At 43.5% G+C, this 14187-nt stretch carries 17 protein-coding genes and 1 pseudogene; 2 read left to right on the plus strand and 16 right to left on the minus strand.

Annotated elements, in window-relative coordinates; all coding sequences use genetic code 11:
• Window positions 1–79: 79 nt before the first annotated feature.
• Window positions 80–1513 carry a 6-phospho-beta-glucosidase gene (locus tag G573_RS0109435; RefSeq protein ID WP_027976496.1) on the minus strand — a complete coding sequence of 478 codons (1434 nt, stop codon included), beginning with the start codon at window positions 1511–1513 and terminating at the stop codon, window positions 80–82.
• Window positions 1514–1843: 330 nt separating this feature from the next.
• Here G573_RS0109435 and G573_RS0109445 point away from each other — a divergent pair, with 330 nt between their 5' ends.
• Together G573_RS0109445 and gloA are read left to right on the plus strand one after the other, a co-directional pair.
• Window positions 1844–2509 carry an NAD(P)H-dependent oxidoreductase gene (locus G573_RS0109445; protein ID WP_027976498.1) on the plus strand — a complete coding sequence of 222 codons (666 nt, stop codon included), beginning with the start codon at window positions 1844–1846 and terminating at the stop codon, window positions 2507–2509.
• A gap of 70 nt (window positions 2510–2579) precedes the next feature.
• A complete protein-coding gene (gene gloA, locus G573_RS0109450; protein ID WP_027976499.1) occupies window positions 2580–2969 on the plus strand; it encodes a lactoylglutathione lyase in 390 nt (129 codons plus the stop codon).
• Window positions 2970–3060: 91 nt separating this feature from the next.
• On the opposite strand, the gene smpB is transcribed toward gloA, so the two are convergent.
• The 15 genes and pseudogenes from smpB to ybeY all read right to left on the minus strand — a co-directional run bounded on the left by smpB (window position 3061) and on the right by ybeY (window position 13954).
• Window positions 3061–3531 (minus strand): SsrA-binding protein SmpB, encoded by a 471-nt coding sequence (gene smpB / locus G573_RS0109455; RefSeq protein WP_027976500.1) that lies wholly within the window; start codon window positions 3529–3531, stop codon window positions 3061–3063.
• On the minus strand, window positions 3494–5833 hold the full coding sequence (gene rnr / locus G573_RS0109460) for a ribonuclease R (RefSeq protein ID WP_027976501.1): 2340 nt from the start codon (window positions 5831–5833) through the stop codon (window positions 3494–3496). Before rnr ends, smpB begins: the two co-directional genes overlap by 38 nt.
• 55 nt (window positions 5834–5888) lie before the next feature.
• Window positions 5889–6125, minus strand: a complete 237-nt coding sequence (gene secG, locus G573_RS0109465) for a preprotein translocase subunit SecG (RefSeq protein ID WP_027976502.1) — start codon at window positions 6123–6125, stop codon at window positions 5889–5891.
• Window positions 6126–6173: 48 nt separating this feature from the next.
• Complete coding sequence (gene rpmG, locus G573_RS0109470) at window positions 6174–6320, minus strand: 50S ribosomal protein L33 (protein ID WP_003087331.1); 147 nt, start codon at window positions 6318–6320, stop codon at window positions 6174–6176.
• Entirely contained in the window at window positions 6320–7510 is a 1191-nt protein-coding gene (locus G573_RS0109475; protein WP_027976503.1) for a multidrug efflux MFS transporter, read from the minus strand. Before G573_RS0109475 ends, rpmG begins: the two co-directional genes overlap by 1 nt.
• Window positions 7511–7648: 138 nt before the next feature.
• Window positions 7649–7741, minus strand: a pseudogene (locus G573_RS11790) (methyltransferase); the annotation flags it as partial.
• A 10-nt stretch (window positions 7742–7751) separates the two neighbouring features.
• Complete coding sequence (coaE, locus tag G573_RS0109485; protein ID WP_037586885.1) at window positions 7752–8357, minus strand: dephospho-CoA kinase; 606 nt, start codon at window positions 8355–8357, stop codon at window positions 7752–7754.
• Entirely contained in the window at window positions 8354–9175 is an 822-nt protein-coding gene (gene mutM / locus G573_RS0109490) for a DNA-formamidopyrimidine glycosylase (protein ID WP_027976505.1), read from the minus strand. Before mutM ends, coaE begins: the two co-directional genes overlap by 4 nt.
• Window positions 9176–9209: 34 nt before the next feature.
• Window positions 9210–9734 carry a mycothiol transferase gene (locus G573_RS0109495; protein WP_027976506.1) on the minus strand — a complete coding sequence of 175 codons (525 nt, stop codon included), beginning with the start codon at window positions 9732–9734 and terminating at the stop codon, window positions 9210–9212.
• Window positions 9735–9783: 49 nt separating this feature from the next.
• Entirely contained in the window at window positions 9784–10260 is a 477-nt protein-coding gene (locus tag G573_RS0109500; RefSeq protein ID WP_027976507.1) for an NUDIX hydrolase, read from the minus strand.
• Between the two features lie 104 nt (window positions 10261–10364).
• Entirely contained in the window at window positions 10365–10751 is a 387-nt protein-coding gene (locus G573_RS0109505) for a bleomycin resistance protein (RefSeq protein WP_027976508.1), read from the minus strand.
• Between the two features lie 15 nt (window positions 10752–10766).
• Complete coding sequence (locus G573_RS0109510) at window positions 10767–11555, minus strand: alpha/beta fold hydrolase (protein ID WP_027976509.1); 789 nt, start codon at window positions 11553–11555, stop codon at window positions 10767–10769.
• A 386-nt stretch (window positions 11556–11941) separates the two neighbouring features.
• Window positions 11942–12838, minus strand: coding sequence for a GTPase Era (gene era / locus G573_RS0109515; RefSeq protein WP_027976510.1), 897 nt, complete (start codon window positions 12836–12838; stop codon window positions 11942–11944).
• A 230-nt stretch (window positions 12839–13068) separates the two neighbouring features.
• Window positions 13069–13476, minus strand: coding sequence for a diacylglycerol kinase (gene dagK, locus G573_RS0109520; protein ID WP_027976511.1), 408 nt, complete (start codon window positions 13474–13476; stop codon window positions 13069–13071).
• Complete coding sequence (ybeY, locus tag G573_RS0109525; protein WP_027976512.1) at window positions 13460–13954, minus strand: rRNA maturation RNase YbeY; 495 nt, start codon at window positions 13952–13954, stop codon at window positions 13460–13462. The genes dagK and ybeY overlap by 17 nt, the downstream gene beginning before the upstream one ends.
• Window positions 13955–14187: the final 233 nt, after the last annotated feature.

Genomic DNA, 14187 nt, shown 5'->3' on the forward strand with positions numbered 1-14187 from the left:
TTTTGAGAAAATAGACTTTTTCTTCAGTCTAGCCGGGCATTTAAGCCCGGCTTTCTGACTTCTTAAGATAATTCAGATATCATAAATTTTCCCCATTTGACGCAATGACTTTCTTGTACCAGTCAAAGGATAATTTTGGCGAACGTGCGTAAGTTCCTGAACCATCATCGTGCTTATCAACATAGATGAAGCCGTAGCGCTTGCGCATTTCGCCGGTCCCTGCTGAAACCAAATCAATACAGCCCCAAGGCGTATAGCCCATAAGATCAACACCGTCTTCATCAACTGCCTTAATCATCTGTTCAATATGAGCTTTGAGGTAATCAATCCGGTAATCATCATGCACCATGCCATCTTCTGCTACCTGATCAATAGCGCCAAAGCCATTTTCCACGATAAAGAGCGGCAGATGGTACATATCGGTAAACCAGTTGAGGGCATAGCGCAGGCCTTCTGGATCAATCTGCCAATCCCATTCAGATGCTTTAACATAGGTGTTTTTGACTAAATCTTCGGTTTCCAGATAGTCATAATGTGGATTATTTGGACGGTGGCTGTCAATAGCAAAAGACATGTAATAGCTAAAGCCGATATAATCAACGGTTCCAGCTAATAAGTCTTTCTTATCTTCGTCAGTCACATCAACATCAATGCCTTTACGTTTCCAGTATTTAAGGATGTGTTCCGGATAATAGCCATGGACATGCACATCTGCAAAATAATAGCGTTTCTGCATAGCCTTTTGAGCCATAAGTACATCAGATGGCTTACAGGTTGCCGGATAGATCGGACACATGGCAATCATGCAGCCAATCTGCAAATCAGGATTAATTTCATGACCGATTTTTACCGCACGCGCAGAAGCCACCAGCTCATAATGGGCAGCCTTATACATAATGGCTTCACGGTCATCGCCTTCTTTATAGACAATGCCCGAATTTGTAAAGGGTGCAAAATCTTCTTGATAGTTAGCCTGATTATTGATTTCATTGAAGGTCATCCAGTATTTAACCTTGTCTTTATAACGACGGAAGCAAACTTCTGCGAAACGGACAAAGAAATCAATAACCTTGCGGTTGGTAAAACCGCCGTATTCAGTTACTAAATGGTAGGGCAGTTCAAAATGCGACAGGGTTACAACCGGCTCAATACCGTATTTGAGACATTCATCAAAAAGGTCATCATAAAATTGCAAACCTGCTTCATTAGGCTCAGCATCATCTCCATTTGGAAAGATGCGAGTCCAGGCAATAGAGGTACGGAAGCACTTAAAGCCCATCTCTGCAAAGAGTTTGACATCTTCCTTGTAATGATGGTAAAAGTCAATCGCTTCATGGTTAGGGTAATATTTGCCTTCCAAAACTCCTGCTGTAATTTCCCGCGGAACACCGTGCCGTCCTGCGGTCATGACATCAGCAACAGAAATTCCCTTACCGCCTTCCTGCCAGCCGCCTTCTAATTGGTGAGCAGCAACGGCACCGCCCCAGAGAAAATTATCCGGTAATTTAGACATAACTCTGCCTCCTTTGATTGTTTATTTTATTTCTATTTTAGCAAAGGCTTTCAACATTCACCATAGAAAAAATTTCCTTAAAGACTAAGGAAATTGTCATCTTAGAGCAAGGAGCGGTCTTCTTAATTGAAGTATATCGTTTACTGCTGATGGCTGCAAAAACTGCTATCTTTGAAAAACCTGCTTTTTCTGTACAATCTGCTTTGCTTCGATTTGCAGCTGCACCCAAGGATATTTGAAATCGGCACCTATAAAAATTGTTATGGTCTCTTTCCCCCTATTTTCATAAATTATGGTATGATAAATTTATCAAACGAAGGAGAATTGACTATGACTAAAGAAGACATTAAAAAACAAGTCCGTCAAGCTTTTGATCACCGTGTTGCCGTGCGTGTTTACAATGACCAAAAGATCCCCAAAGAAGATATGGAATTTATCCTTGACACTGCCTGGCTCAGTCCGTCTTCCATCGGCCTTGAACCTTGGCGTTTTATCGTTTTAGAAGACCCAGCCATCAAGGAGCAGCTCAAAGAGATTGCTTGGGGAGCCAAGTATCAGCTGGAAACGGCCAGCCATTTTGTACTGTCCATAGCCAGCAAAGATGTCCGCTATGATTCGGAAAATATCCGTCAAAGTCTGATTCGCCGCGGGATAAAGGAAGGTGAAGGCCTGGATGCCCGTCTCAAACTTTACCAATCTTTTCAGGAAAACGATTTAAAATTAGACAGTGAGCGTGCCTTGTTTGACTGGGCTGCCAAACAAACTTACATTGCCATGGGCAATATGATGACAGCTGCCAGCATGATTGGTATTGACTCTTGTCCGATTGAAGGCTTTGATTACGACAAGGCCAATCACATCTTAAGTCAAGCCGGGCTGATTGACCCTCAAACCGAAGGCATCGCCAATATGATTTCCTTTGGCTACCGCCTGCGGGATCCTAAACATCCGCGCAGCCGTAAACCGCGTGAAGAAGTCATTACCTGGCCTAAATAACTGCCGGTTTAAGAGCGTGTCAGCCTAGATGTGCTGATGTTATCTTTACTCACAAAGAAAGGAACTATCTATGAAATTTTTACATACTTGCGTCCGCGTTAAAGACCTGGACGCTTCTCTGGCATTCTATCAAGAAGCTTTAGGGTTTAAGGAAGTGCGCCGCCGTGATTTTCCTGACCATAAATTTACCATTGTCTACCTGCAATTAGCAGACGATCCCGATTATGAACTGGAATTGACCTACAATTACGATCACGAGGCTTATGACCTCGGTAACGGCTACGGTCACATTGCCGTTGGTGTTGATGACCTGGAAGGCAGCCATAAAGCTCACCAAGATGCCGGTTATACAATCACCGACCTCTCAGGCCTTCCCGGAAGACCAAAGATGTACTATTTTATCACAGACCCAGATGGTTACAAGATTGAAATTATCGATTTAAAAAAATTTAACGCTTAAGGGCGAATAAAAAAAGCGGGAGACGTCTTTTCCTTTCAGAAATTGACTCTCTCGCTTTTTAATATAGAAACGGTGTTGATAACAAGATTTACTAAGCTCGCATGTTGACATTCTTCATGATACGCTTAATATTTCTTTCCTGCTCGCGGCGCTTGATGGACTCACGTTTGTCGTAATCATGTTTTCCTTTTGCCAAACCGAGCAAGACCTTAGCAAACCCATTTTTCAGATAAACTTTAAGAGGCACCAGCGTCATGCCGCTTCCTTTCAGTTCATTTTCCAGTTTTGCAATCTCTTTCTTTTTAAGGAGGAGCTTGCGTGTCCGGTCAGGATCCTGATTCCAGATATTGCCCTGCTCATAAGGCGTAATATGCACATTGTTTAGCCAGGCTTCACCGTTTTTTATCTGAGCAAAACCGTCCTTGAGCGTTATTCTGGCCGCACGAACACTTTTGATTTCCGTTCCCGTCAGTACAAGTCCGGCCTCGTAGGTTTCTAAAATATCATAGTCGTGTCTTGCCTTCTTATTTTGCGCGACGACGTTTCCCTGCTCCTTTGCCATGCTTGCCTCCTTTCTTCACTGCCTCCTTGTAAAAAGGCTTTTTCTTTGATTTCTTTTGTGAAACAGCTGATTTTCTGCTGCGCTTGCCTGTTTTAGAACTGCTGTCGCCACTCGTATATGAAGAACGCTTTTTAGCTTTTTTAGAGCCGGACAGCTTCTCAATAGTATCCTGGCTGCTTGGCAGATATTCAAAGTCTATATCTCCCGTTGCCTTGTCCGCCTTAGTCAATTTGACCTTTATTTTCTGGCCGACACGGAAAACCGTACCGGATTTTTCCCCTTGAAGGCTGAGGCTGCGTTCATTAAAATGATAGAATTCCGGCAGAGTTGTCACATGAATCAGGCCTTCGATGGTATTTGGCAGCTCAACAAAAAGCCCAAATTTGACAACACTGGATATGACACCTTCAAATTCTTCACCGACATGGGCTTCCATGTATTCGGCTTTCTTCATAGCCTCAACAAGACGTTCGGCATCAACAGCCCGACGTTCCAAACTGCTGCTTTGTGCCGCAATTTCAGGAATTCGTTCAGCAAAATGGTCTATTTTTTCAGCAGTTGGCTGACCATATTCACGCACCAAGCGATGAACCAAAAGGTCGGGATAACGGCGAATCGGACTGGTAAAATGGGTGTAAAACTCAGCGGCCAAGCCGTAATGACCGTGATTATGCTCTGAATACCGCGCCTGCTGCATAGATCTCAGCAGCATCATTGAGAGGACTTCACTGCCGGGCTGACCTTCCATTTTTTTCATAAAGGCCTGCAGAGCTGCTTGGCTGATATTATTGGCAGTGCCGCCGATGCTGATGCCAAAAATGCTGGCATGATCTATAAATTGCTGCATTTTTTCGGCCTTTGGTTCCTCATGAATCCGGTAAATAAAAGGCAGTTCTTTTTTAGCAAAATGCTCAGCCACACATTCATTGGCAGCCAGCATGAAAGATTCAATCATGCGCTCAGCAATCCCGCGCCGGCGCAAGACGACTTCAAGAGGCACTCCCTTGTCATTGACCAAAATCTTAGCTTCTGAGGTATCAAAATTAAGCGCTCCGCGGTCTTCACGCATTTTCTCTAAAATCTTATGAAGAGCAACCATCTGGCGGATAGACGGGACAATCTTGTCATATTTCTTAATCAGAGCTTCGTCACCGGCAATAATCTGATTGACATCACTGTAAGTCATACGAAATGCCGTTTTGATAACCGTCTGAGTGATTTGATAACGGACAACACGACCTTGTTTATTAATTTCCATAATGGCCGACTGGGTCAGGCGGTCAAGATTAGGATTGAGCGAGCAGATTCCGTTTGACAGACGCTCAGGCAGCATAGGGACTACTCGGTCTGTTACATAGACACTGGTTTCTCTGGCCAAGGCTTCCCTATCGAGAGCGGAGCCTTCCTTAACATAATAAGAAACATCCGCAATATGCACGCCAAGCTCAAAATTGCCGTTGTCCAGCAGTTTGATATGAACCGCATCATCCAAGTCTTTAGCATCAGCCCCGTCAATGGTAAACGTAATTTCATCGCGCAGATCAAGACGGCCAACGAAATCCTTGCTGCTGGGTGTTTCCGCGATGGCCTTGGCTTCTGCTAAAACAGCATCAGGAAATGCTGACACGATGTCCATAGACTCCAGAACTTCCAAGACATCTATGCCGACATCATCTTGATGCCCGACAATATCGCGGACACTGGCGACAAAATAATCATGACCCCGTGTTGGGTACTTATCAATAGCTACCTTGATAATTTCAGTCCCGTCTAAAACAATGGGCTCTTTTTTGATGTAAATTTTTTGGCTGATTTTTTGATTTTTGCTTTTGATATAACCAGCATAAAGAGGCTTTTCATCATCTAAAATAAAACGGCCGACAACCGTTTTCAAACTGTGCTCAACAATATTAACCACACGCGCTTCCGCTGCTGTGCCCTTGAGACGGTTAGCTACCTTTTTAATGACTACCTCAACGGTATCACCATCAATCGCATAGCCTGTATCACTTCGGCCGACAAAGAGGTCTTCTTCTGCTTCATCAACACTGACAAAGCCAAAGCCTGCCTTGTTAGCCCGAAAAGTTCCCCTAACGGTAATCTGGTCTTTCTTTTCCGGTTTTTTTCGCAGTGAAATGGTTCCGTCTTTCTCAAAGCGCAGTTTGCCCTTGCTTTCAAGTCTGGAAATCTCTTTAATCAGCGAAGGGAAGTGTTTAGCACCAGCCATATTTAGGCTGCCAGCCAGATCATCAACACTTGATTTGCCCTTCTCCTGCAAATAATTAATAATTTTTTCTTTCATTTTCTTTCCTTGATAGTTTCAAAAAAAATAAGCCAGACTAGGTCAAGCTCACTTTTTATTTACTTGATAAAATAGCAAGCGCCAAGGCAATTGCTAGCCAAAAGAAGACTAAAATCGCTGTAAAACGCTGCATAAAGGCTTCAAAGCCCCGAGCTTTCGTACGTTCAAACAAAGCTTCCGATCCGCTGTTATCAAAAACATTGCTGCTAGGGTTTTTTTGCGGCTGCATAAAAATCGCAATCACTAAAATAAGGGATAAAACCAGCAGTGCTGTTAATAAAAAGTTGTACATGTACTTACTTCCTCCACTGTCATCTTAGCCATTCTAACATATTTCCTTCTAAGATTCAACATGCAGGGTTACTTTTCTTTCCTTAGGACAGTATTTGAGTACTTGAATTTTTTCGGGGTGATTTTGCTTATTTTTGCTGGTCAGATAATTCTTACTGCCGCAGCTTGAACATTGTAAATGAATCTTAATACGCACTAAATTTCCTTAACTTTCAAATAATGTCTAAAATTGGTTAAACTCCAAGAGAAATTCACAAAGACAATGGCACTGGTCACATAGAAAACCCAATGATAGCCCAATCCTGCAGCTACGCTCGATCCGATAAAAGGTCCGATGACCTGACCCATATTGGTAAACATCTGATTGTAGCTAAAAATACGCGAAATCCCTTCTTTGGGAGTAATCTTGGTTAAAAGAGAATTCACACTGGGCATGAGAGCTCCTGTGCCAAAGCCGTACATGAACCGAAGCAGCCCCAGCTGCAGGGGTGTTTTCGCATGGGCAAAAGAAATATACATGCAAAAACTGTAGAAAAGAGCTGCCAGCAAAAGACGGTGATTGCCGATACGGTCGCCTATTCTTCCCAAGAAAGAGCTGGACAGCATGCTGGAAAATCCCATGCTGGACACTATCAGACCCGATACAAACATGAGGTTTTCAGTCTGCCCCAGATGACGGATATAAAGCGTCAGAATAGGCGCAATGGACTGAGCAGAAACCTGAATAATCATACTGGTCACAAAAAGTCCTAGCATGACCTGACGGTTTTTGACCTGTTTTAGCAGCTCTCTGGTTGGCAGCTCGTCACTTCTTTTAACCGGTGTAAAATCTTCTCTAATCAAAAAAATAGTCATAAAATTAAGCAGCAAAAGCAAACTGCCGACAAAAAGAAAGAGATTGCGAATCCCTAAAAGATCGGCAAAATAACCACCCAAAAGAGGACCGATCAGAGTGCCAGCTGTAACACCCGTTGCCAGAGTGCCCAGTGCATAACCTAGTTTTTCCTGCGGTGCCTGACCCGCAATTAAAGCGGTGGAATTAGGCACATAACCGGCAAAGGCGCCATTGATAAGCCTTAAGGTCAGGAGCCAAAAAACATTGGGAACAAAAGCCAAACCTCCCATGGTAAAGGCCATAACCAGACTGGCCCGAATCATCATCGGTTTGCGGCCGTAACGGTCAGCCAGCTTTCCCCAAACAGGAGCAACCAAAGCCGATGCAAGGGCCGACAGCGACACCGACAGTCCGGCATAGAGTTCAACTTTACTCGGATCTGCTCCTAATTCTTCCACAAAAAGCGCCATAAAAGGCATCACAAGCGAAAAACTTGCTCCGGTAAGAAAATTACCGAACCAAGCTACCCTTAAATTTTGCCGCCAATTAATAGTAGTGACACTTTGATTAATTATAAGTCATCATCTTCCTTCTCTAAACTGCTTCATTATTATAGCACAAAATAAGCCGATTTGATTAGCAATCAGCTTTAGCTGAAATTATTTTTTAAACTTTTAAATGTGCAGCCTCTAAGCCTCAGGCTTATGAGCTGCAATGAGAAACTGCAAGGGCAGCGCATCCTGTGCCTCTTTAAGAACATGGCCGCCGGAACCTTTCTCCATATTTTCCCCTTTAAAAAGGTTGTCCCTTCTCTAAACGCTTTAACTGTACTTCAAGCTGCTTGCGGGTCTCTTCCGGGCTGCCGTTGTTGTCAATAATAATCTGAGCTGCTTTCTTTTTATTCTTTAAAGGCATCTGGGCAGTAATCCGCTTGAGCGCCTCATCAGAGCTGTAGTTGTTACGTTTCATCAACCGCTCTAACTGCTTGTCTTCATCAGTATAAATCAGCCAGATTTCATCAAACCAGTCCTGATAGTCCAACTCATAAAGAAGCGGGATATCCATGAAAAAAAGAGGCTCTTTAGCAGCCAAAGCGTCACGCCTGCGAGCTAATTCCTCTCGGATAATCCGATTTTGCAGTTTGGCAGACTTTTCCCGATTTTCCTCATTCGAAAAAATCAGCTGAGCTAATTTGGCCCTGTCCAGCTGACCGTCCGCTGCTACAATATCTGTTCCAAAGGCAAGAATAAGAGCCTGATAGAGCCTGCCGCCTTTTTTTTGCAGATCATGCACTACCTGATCAGCATCAATCACCTGATAACCGGCTCGGCGGATTTGCTCAACGACTGTTGACTTACCGGAAGCAATACCGCCTGTAATTCCAATAATTTTGCTCATCTTTTTTGACACTTGGGACAAAAATGACTGCCCCGTCCTCCCACTTTTATCTTTTGAATCTCTGTTCCGCAGCGCGGGCAGGGCTCGCCTGCCCGTCCATAGACCTGCAGATACCGCTGCATGGTTCCATCTTCACCAAGTGCGTTGCGGTAGGTGCGAATAGTCGAGCCCCCTTTTTCAATTCCCAGCTGTAAAATGCGGATGGTCTCATCATGCAGCCGTTTGATTTCAGCTTTTTTAAGACTGCTGGCAGGCCGCTCCGGATGGACTTTGGCTGCCCAGAGCACTTCATCCGCATAAATATTGCCCAGACCGGCAATGAATTTTTGCTCCAAAAGAAGCGGTTTAACGAGTTTTTGGGAAGATAGCAGAGCCCGCTCAAAGGGCGCTAGCTTAAAGTCTGTTTTGGTCGGCTCGGGCCCGATTTTCTTTTGTTTAAAATAGGACTTCTCAGCTGATTTTGCTAACAACTCAAAAGTCCCAAACTTGCGAACATCCTGATAAACCAAAGTGGAGGCGTCATCTAAATGGAAAAATACATGAAAATGCTTGTTATCAGGCACATCATTAGGAAAGAGAAGATACTTGCCTTCCATACGCAGATGCGAAATCATAATCTGCTGTCCAAAATCAAAGATCAAATATTTCCCGCGGCGGCGCATCGCTTCAATAGTCTGACCGGGCAGCTCCCAAATAAAACGATCAAAGTCAGTCTTTACCATCTTGGGCACGCGCACATCCACCGCTTTTATGGTTTTGCCAATAACTAAGCGTTCTAAACCACGCCTGACGGTTTCAACTTCTGGTAATTCAGGCACTATTGCCTCCTTTGCTCTGCTATTTCCAAAAAAACTAATCCTTCAGCCCCAGCAAGCGTCTGGCATAGATAACCTGACCGGAGTGCATGGCTGCATCATCAATGATGGAGACCAAGCGGGCACCGCGTGTAACGGCAGGTGTCCAAGAGTCATCCACAATATCATCAAGACTGTCTTCATCCAACGACTTGAGATAGTCTTTAGTGAGTTTGGCAGCTGCATCCAAATAGCCCAGCACAAGACTTAGGTCATCCACCTGAACCTTTTGGGCTTCCTCCAAAGAATGCCGCCAGTCTGGCGTGTCATCAGGCAAGTCCAAATGAAACTTTTCTTTCCAGCCCTGACTAAACCAGATTGGCTCTGTATCCGCTAAATCAGAAATCTGCAAATCCATTTCCCGCGCCGTGTGCCAAGCCAGCCAGGTCATGGATTTAATTTGACCTGAAACCTCTGCAGCCGGAAAACGATTGGCCTCTTCAACTGTTACTCCTTCAAATAACCGTTCAAACCGTTCCTGTGCACGGTCAACGCTTTCTACCAACATATCTAAATAAGTCATAACAAGTCCTCCTTCTGTCAAAGAAAATAAGCCACAATAGCCCAGCTCTTCAATGCCCCATAGCAAAGCTATTTTCAAAATACTCAGTCAACATCAGACGGTGCTTATCACTTACAGACTCCAGCTTCTCAATTTCTTCCTGAGAAAAGAAACGCAAGCGCAAAGTTTCTTCATTATGGAAATCAGAGATATCAAAGTCCTCCAATGCCTTGAACTCATAAATCATAACGATGGTCTGCACCTTATCACCATTGGGATAGATTTCCTCAAAATTGCTGTAGACATTCAAAAACCGTGTCGCCTCTACCTTGATACCCGTTTCCTCAAAAAATTCACGCTTGGCCGTGTCAAGTGTAGATTCACCGACCTCCATTGCACCACCTGGAATTGCCCAGGTTTTCTTATCACCTCGTAGTTGTAAGAGCACACGCCCATTCTTATCTGCCAAAATTCCACCTGCAAAAGTCAAAATCACCTTGTCATGTCCAACTTTTGAGCGTATATAGGAAATGTAGTCTGGAAACATATAGACTCCTTTTACTTTTAACAAAATTTTAAATAGGACATGAAACCTGTCTTATCGTTTTCAGACAAGAAACTTTACAGTCTAACCTCAGATATCACTCCGCCTCAATCACTAATCCGCCAGTAGTAACCATCAGGGTCTAGAATCGCAAATTCTTGAGGGCGAACCACTTCATTGCCCACACGAAATTCTCTGACTTTTAATTCCTGATGAATGGGATAACCAACTTCCTGAAAAGCTTGATATATGGCTGACACATCGTCCACACCTAAAGAAAAATTAAGTCCCTGCCCAAAGGGATAGGCCATCTGGTTAAGTTCTTCCTCACCTGCTTCTTCAATCATCAACTGGACATCTCCATAGGTAAGGAAATAAAACTTATCCTCAGGGCGGTCGTACGCTACTTTAAATCCTAGAAGATCAACGTAGAAAGCATAGGCCTTTTCAATGTCTGAGACAATCAGTTCTGGGATAAGTGTGTTGTATTCCATAGGCTTCTCCTCAATCTAGCAGCCTTTAAAGCACTGCAATTTCTCTGGAAATGCAGCTCCCTGTAAAAAGTACCTTACCAGCTGAATATGCGTATCAACATCACTAAACAGCCAAGCATGACCCTTATTGGGATAATAGGCACATTCACTGTTGGTATGTTGTCCTGCTAGTAGCTGATGCGATTGATGAATTGTCGCAGATTCCTTACCGCCTGAAACAAAGAAAGCAGGGTTATCAAAGTTTGCATTGACCTTTAGCAGATTAGCCTGTGACATAGCACGACGAAATGAACGCTTCGTTGATCTTTGTAAATCTTCAATAAACAGCTGACAGTCTTCTTGAGGAACCCCACTTTTAATCATCATGCTAGTCATGAGTTTTGCGATTAACTTAGTATTTTTTAAATATGACATAAAATAGACACCTGCAATGACTTTGCCATGTCCTTTTATGGGTTGATGACCGGCACCATCAACAATCACCCGGTCAATCAAGTCAGCATGCTTTTTCAGCAGACTAAAAATGAGGCAGGCACCTAGCGACAGTCCAACAAGGTGCGGTTTACCATGCGACCTGCTTTTAATCATTTCAGCAATGAGATCAGCGACTTCATCAAACCTTGTCCATTCAATATCTCGACTACTGCCATGTCCGGGCAAGTCAATGACAATACAATGAAAATCAGTTTGAAGTGCAGCCAAATGATGCCGCCACATCCTGCTGCTGGAACCAGAGGCATGCAAGAAGATTATTGTTTGTTTCTGTTCTTGTCCTGTCTCTTCGATAAATAAGTTAGCTGTCATTGGTCTGTTCCTTTCACTAAGCCACTTGGACTGCGAATCTATCCGTGCCTCACTTCCCCATTTCTGGACTCGGGTTAAAAAGGTCCCCCGGACCTCATCGCTTTCTTATTTTCAGGCGATGGCCTAAAACAGTCCACTTGGCCGTACCTCGCTCACCAGTTTTTCCGGCTCATGCTCCTGCCACTTTTCTATTGCAAGATGGCAGTCATGAACCTAGGATAAACGTTCCAAACTATTTCAATTTATACAGTACTAAACAATTGACGCAGTGGTTGATTGGAAGTCCTCATCCCTTGCTTCGCAAGTGATAGCGGTCATCCTAATCAACTGTGCGGAGGTGGGACGACGAAATCAATTTCTCCGAAATAATGATTTCTGTCCCACTCTCAGTACTCTTTCTTATTATAGCCGAAGTCTACCAAGTCCAGTTTCTTATCCCGCCAGTTTTTCTTGACCTTGACCCAGGTTTCTAGGTAGACCTTATCGCCCAGCATGAGTTCGATGTCTCGGCGAGCCATCTTGCCGATTTTCTTGAGCATGGCTCCTTGTTTACCGATGATGATTCCTTTTTGGCTATCACGTTCTACCATGATGGTTGCGCGGATATGGACCTTGTCCGTCTCCTCATCTCGCTTCATAGACTCAATCACAACAGCGACAGAGTGCGGTACTTCCTGCTCGGTCAATTTGAGGATTTTTTCCCGAATCATTTCAGACACCAAGAAGCGTTCCGGATGATCGGTAATCTGTTCCTCAGGGAAATACTGGAAGCCTTCTTCCAGATTGTCCTTGAGAATGGTCATGAGGGTTTCCACATTATTGCCCTGAAGCGCTGAAATAGGGACGATTTCCTTGAAATCCATCTGCGAACGAAAATCATCAATCTGCTCTAAAAGCTGGTCAGGGTGAACCTTGTCAATTTTATTGATGACCAGAATGACAGGAATCTTGGCTGCCTTGAGGCGCTCCATAATCATGTCATCGCCCTTGCCGCGCTTTTCATCGGCCGGCACCATAAAGAGCACCGTTTCTACTTCGCGCAGGGTTGAATAGGCTGACTCCACCATAAAATCGCCTAGAGCCGTCTTGGGTTTATGGATTCCTGGTGTGTCAATGAAGACAATCTGCTCCTCATCTGTCGTATAGATGCCCATGATTTTATTGCGCGTCGTTTGCGCCTTGTCACTCATGATGGCAATTTTCTGCCCCATGACATGATTGAGAAATGTTGACTTGCCGACATTAGGACGGCCTAAAATGGCTACAAAGCCAGATTTAAACATAAGATACAAAGGACGTTAAAAGCAAAGTAAAGATAATCAGCTGACAGAAAATCCTGATTCCCCGCAGTTGGTCTTTTTTACATGGCCTCTCGTCCGTGTTCAGGTCAGAACACAAACTCGTCCGTTCCTTTCATTTTTATTATTTCCAGTTTGAACTGCATTAGCAGTTGCTTTAAAGTAACTAATAGATCATTAGCGTCTCCTGCTGCTGACAAAATCCAGCTCAGCTATTAGCCAAAAATCAAATCAATAATCTTTGGCACAAAAATAATCAAGCCTGTCAGAGCGGCAAAGCCCGAAATCATCAAAACAGCACCGGCTGCCATATCTTTAGCATTTTTAGCCAGCATGGAAAAGTGATAGTCACTGGCTAAATCGACGACATTTTCAATGGCTGAATTAACAATTTCAAAGGTAATGACCAAAAAAATACTCAGTAAAAGAAAAAGCCATTCGATGACGGACACCTTAAAAACAAAGCCTGCAATAACAGCTAACACAGCCGACACTGCATGCTTTTTCATATTGCGCTCTTCTTTGACAGCTGTAAGAATACCTGTCAGAGCGAATTCAAGGCTGGAAGTCAGAGTTCTGTTTTTCCATTTTTTTTGGCTTTGTTTATTATCTCTTAAGTCCATAGGCATTCAATATCTCTTCCTGTAGGCTGAACATTTCTTCTTCTTCTTGGGGAGTGTAATGGTCATAACCATTGATATGCAAAAAACCATGCACTGCTAAAAAGCCCATTTCACGTTCGAAACTGTGGCCGTATTCTTCAGCTTGTTCTCTGGCCTTATCGACCGAAATAAATAATTCACCGATATAAGAGTCAAATTCTGCCAGCATCTGCGCTAGATCAGGATTTTCTTTTAAATCATCTTCATCAAAGCTAAGGTTAGATTCAGGTTTATATTCAAGACTGATAACATCAGTAGGCCGATCTGTCTCACGGTAGAGGAGATTGAGCTCATGGCTGCGCTTGTTGCTGACAAAAGTGACTGCCATTTCCTTATCCTCTTTGCCTGTCTTTTCAGCAGCGAAATCCAAAATATCCAATGTTTGCTTTTTGATACTTTCTGGAACCTTACCGGTCTCATCAATCATTTCAATATACATATCTAATATAAAAGGCTGATGCGGCAAAAATTTAGATAGTTAAAACAAAATATTGAAACCATCCAGCTGTGGCTCAATCACTTGAAGCAAGCTAAGTACTTTCAAATCTTAAAATAAAAGAGCAAAGCAACAGATTTCTTTAAAACCGCGATTAAAACTTTCTCTTCACTTACCTAAATTTCAAACCTTCATTTATGCCTGCTCCTAGGCACAAACCAGCCTTATCCTTCCTG

Origin of the sequence: Streptococcus devriesei DSM 19639, from assembly GCF_000423725.1 — a bacterium.
Classification (GTDB): Bacteria; Bacillota; Bacilli; order Lactobacillales; family Streptococcaceae; genus Streptococcus; species Streptococcus devriesei.

What these genes read in the sequence shown, in the direction of transcription:
- G573_RS0109435 (WP_027976496.1), bottom strand. Translation starts at nt 1,513, where the DNA reads ATGTCTAAATTACCGGATAATTTTCTCTGGGGCGGTGCCGTTGCTGCT.
- G573_RS0109445 (WP_027976498.1), top strand. Translation starts at nt 1,844, where the DNA reads ATGACTAAAGAAGACATTAAAAAACAAGTCCGTCAAGCTTTTGATCAC.
- gloA (WP_027976499.1), top strand. Translation starts at nt 2,580, where the DNA reads ATGAAATTTTTACATACTTGCGTCCGCGTTAAAGACCTGGACGCTTCT.
- smpB (WP_027976500.1), bottom strand. Translation starts at nt 3,531, where the DNA reads ATGGCAAAGGAGCAGGGAAACGTCGTCGCGCAAAATAAGAAGGCAAGA.
- rnr (WP_027976501.1), bottom strand. Translation starts at nt 5,833, where the DNA reads ATGAAAGAAAAAATTATTAATTATTTGCAGGAGAAGGGCAAATCAAGT.
- secG (WP_027976502.1), bottom strand. Translation starts at nt 6,125, where the DNA reads ATGTACAACTTTTTATTAACAGCACTGCTGGTTTTATCCCTTATTTTA.
- coaE (WP_037586885.1), bottom strand. Translation starts at nt 8,357, where the DNA reads ATGAGCAAAATTATTGGAATTACAGGCGGTATTGCTTCCGGTAAGTCA.
- G573_RS0109495 (WP_027976506.1), bottom strand. Translation starts at nt 9,734, where the DNA reads ATGACTTATTTAGATATGTTGGTAGAAAGCGTTGACCGTGCACAGGAA.
- G573_RS0109500 (WP_027976507.1), bottom strand. Translation starts at nt 10,260, where the DNA reads ATGTTTCCAGACTACATTTCCTATATACGCTCAAAAGTTGGACATGAC.
- G573_RS0109505 (WP_027976508.1), bottom strand. Translation starts at nt 10,751, where the DNA reads ATGGAATACAACACACTTATCCCAGAACTGATTGTCTCAGACATTGAA.
- G573_RS0109510 (WP_027976509.1), bottom strand. Translation starts at nt 11,555, where the DNA reads ATGACAGCTAACTTATTTATCGAAGAGACAGGACAAGAACAGAAACAA.
- era (WP_027976510.1), bottom strand. Translation starts at nt 12,838, where the DNA reads ATGTTTAAATCTGGCTTTGTAGCCATTTTAGGCCGTCCTAATGTCGGC.
- dagK (WP_027976511.1), bottom strand. Translation starts at nt 13,476, where the DNA reads ATGGACTTAAGAGATAATAAACAAAGCCAAAAAAAATGGAAAAACAGA.
- ybeY (WP_027976512.1), bottom strand. Translation starts at nt 13,954, where the DNA reads ATGTATATTGAAATGATTGATGAGACCGGTAAGGTTCCAGAAAGTATC.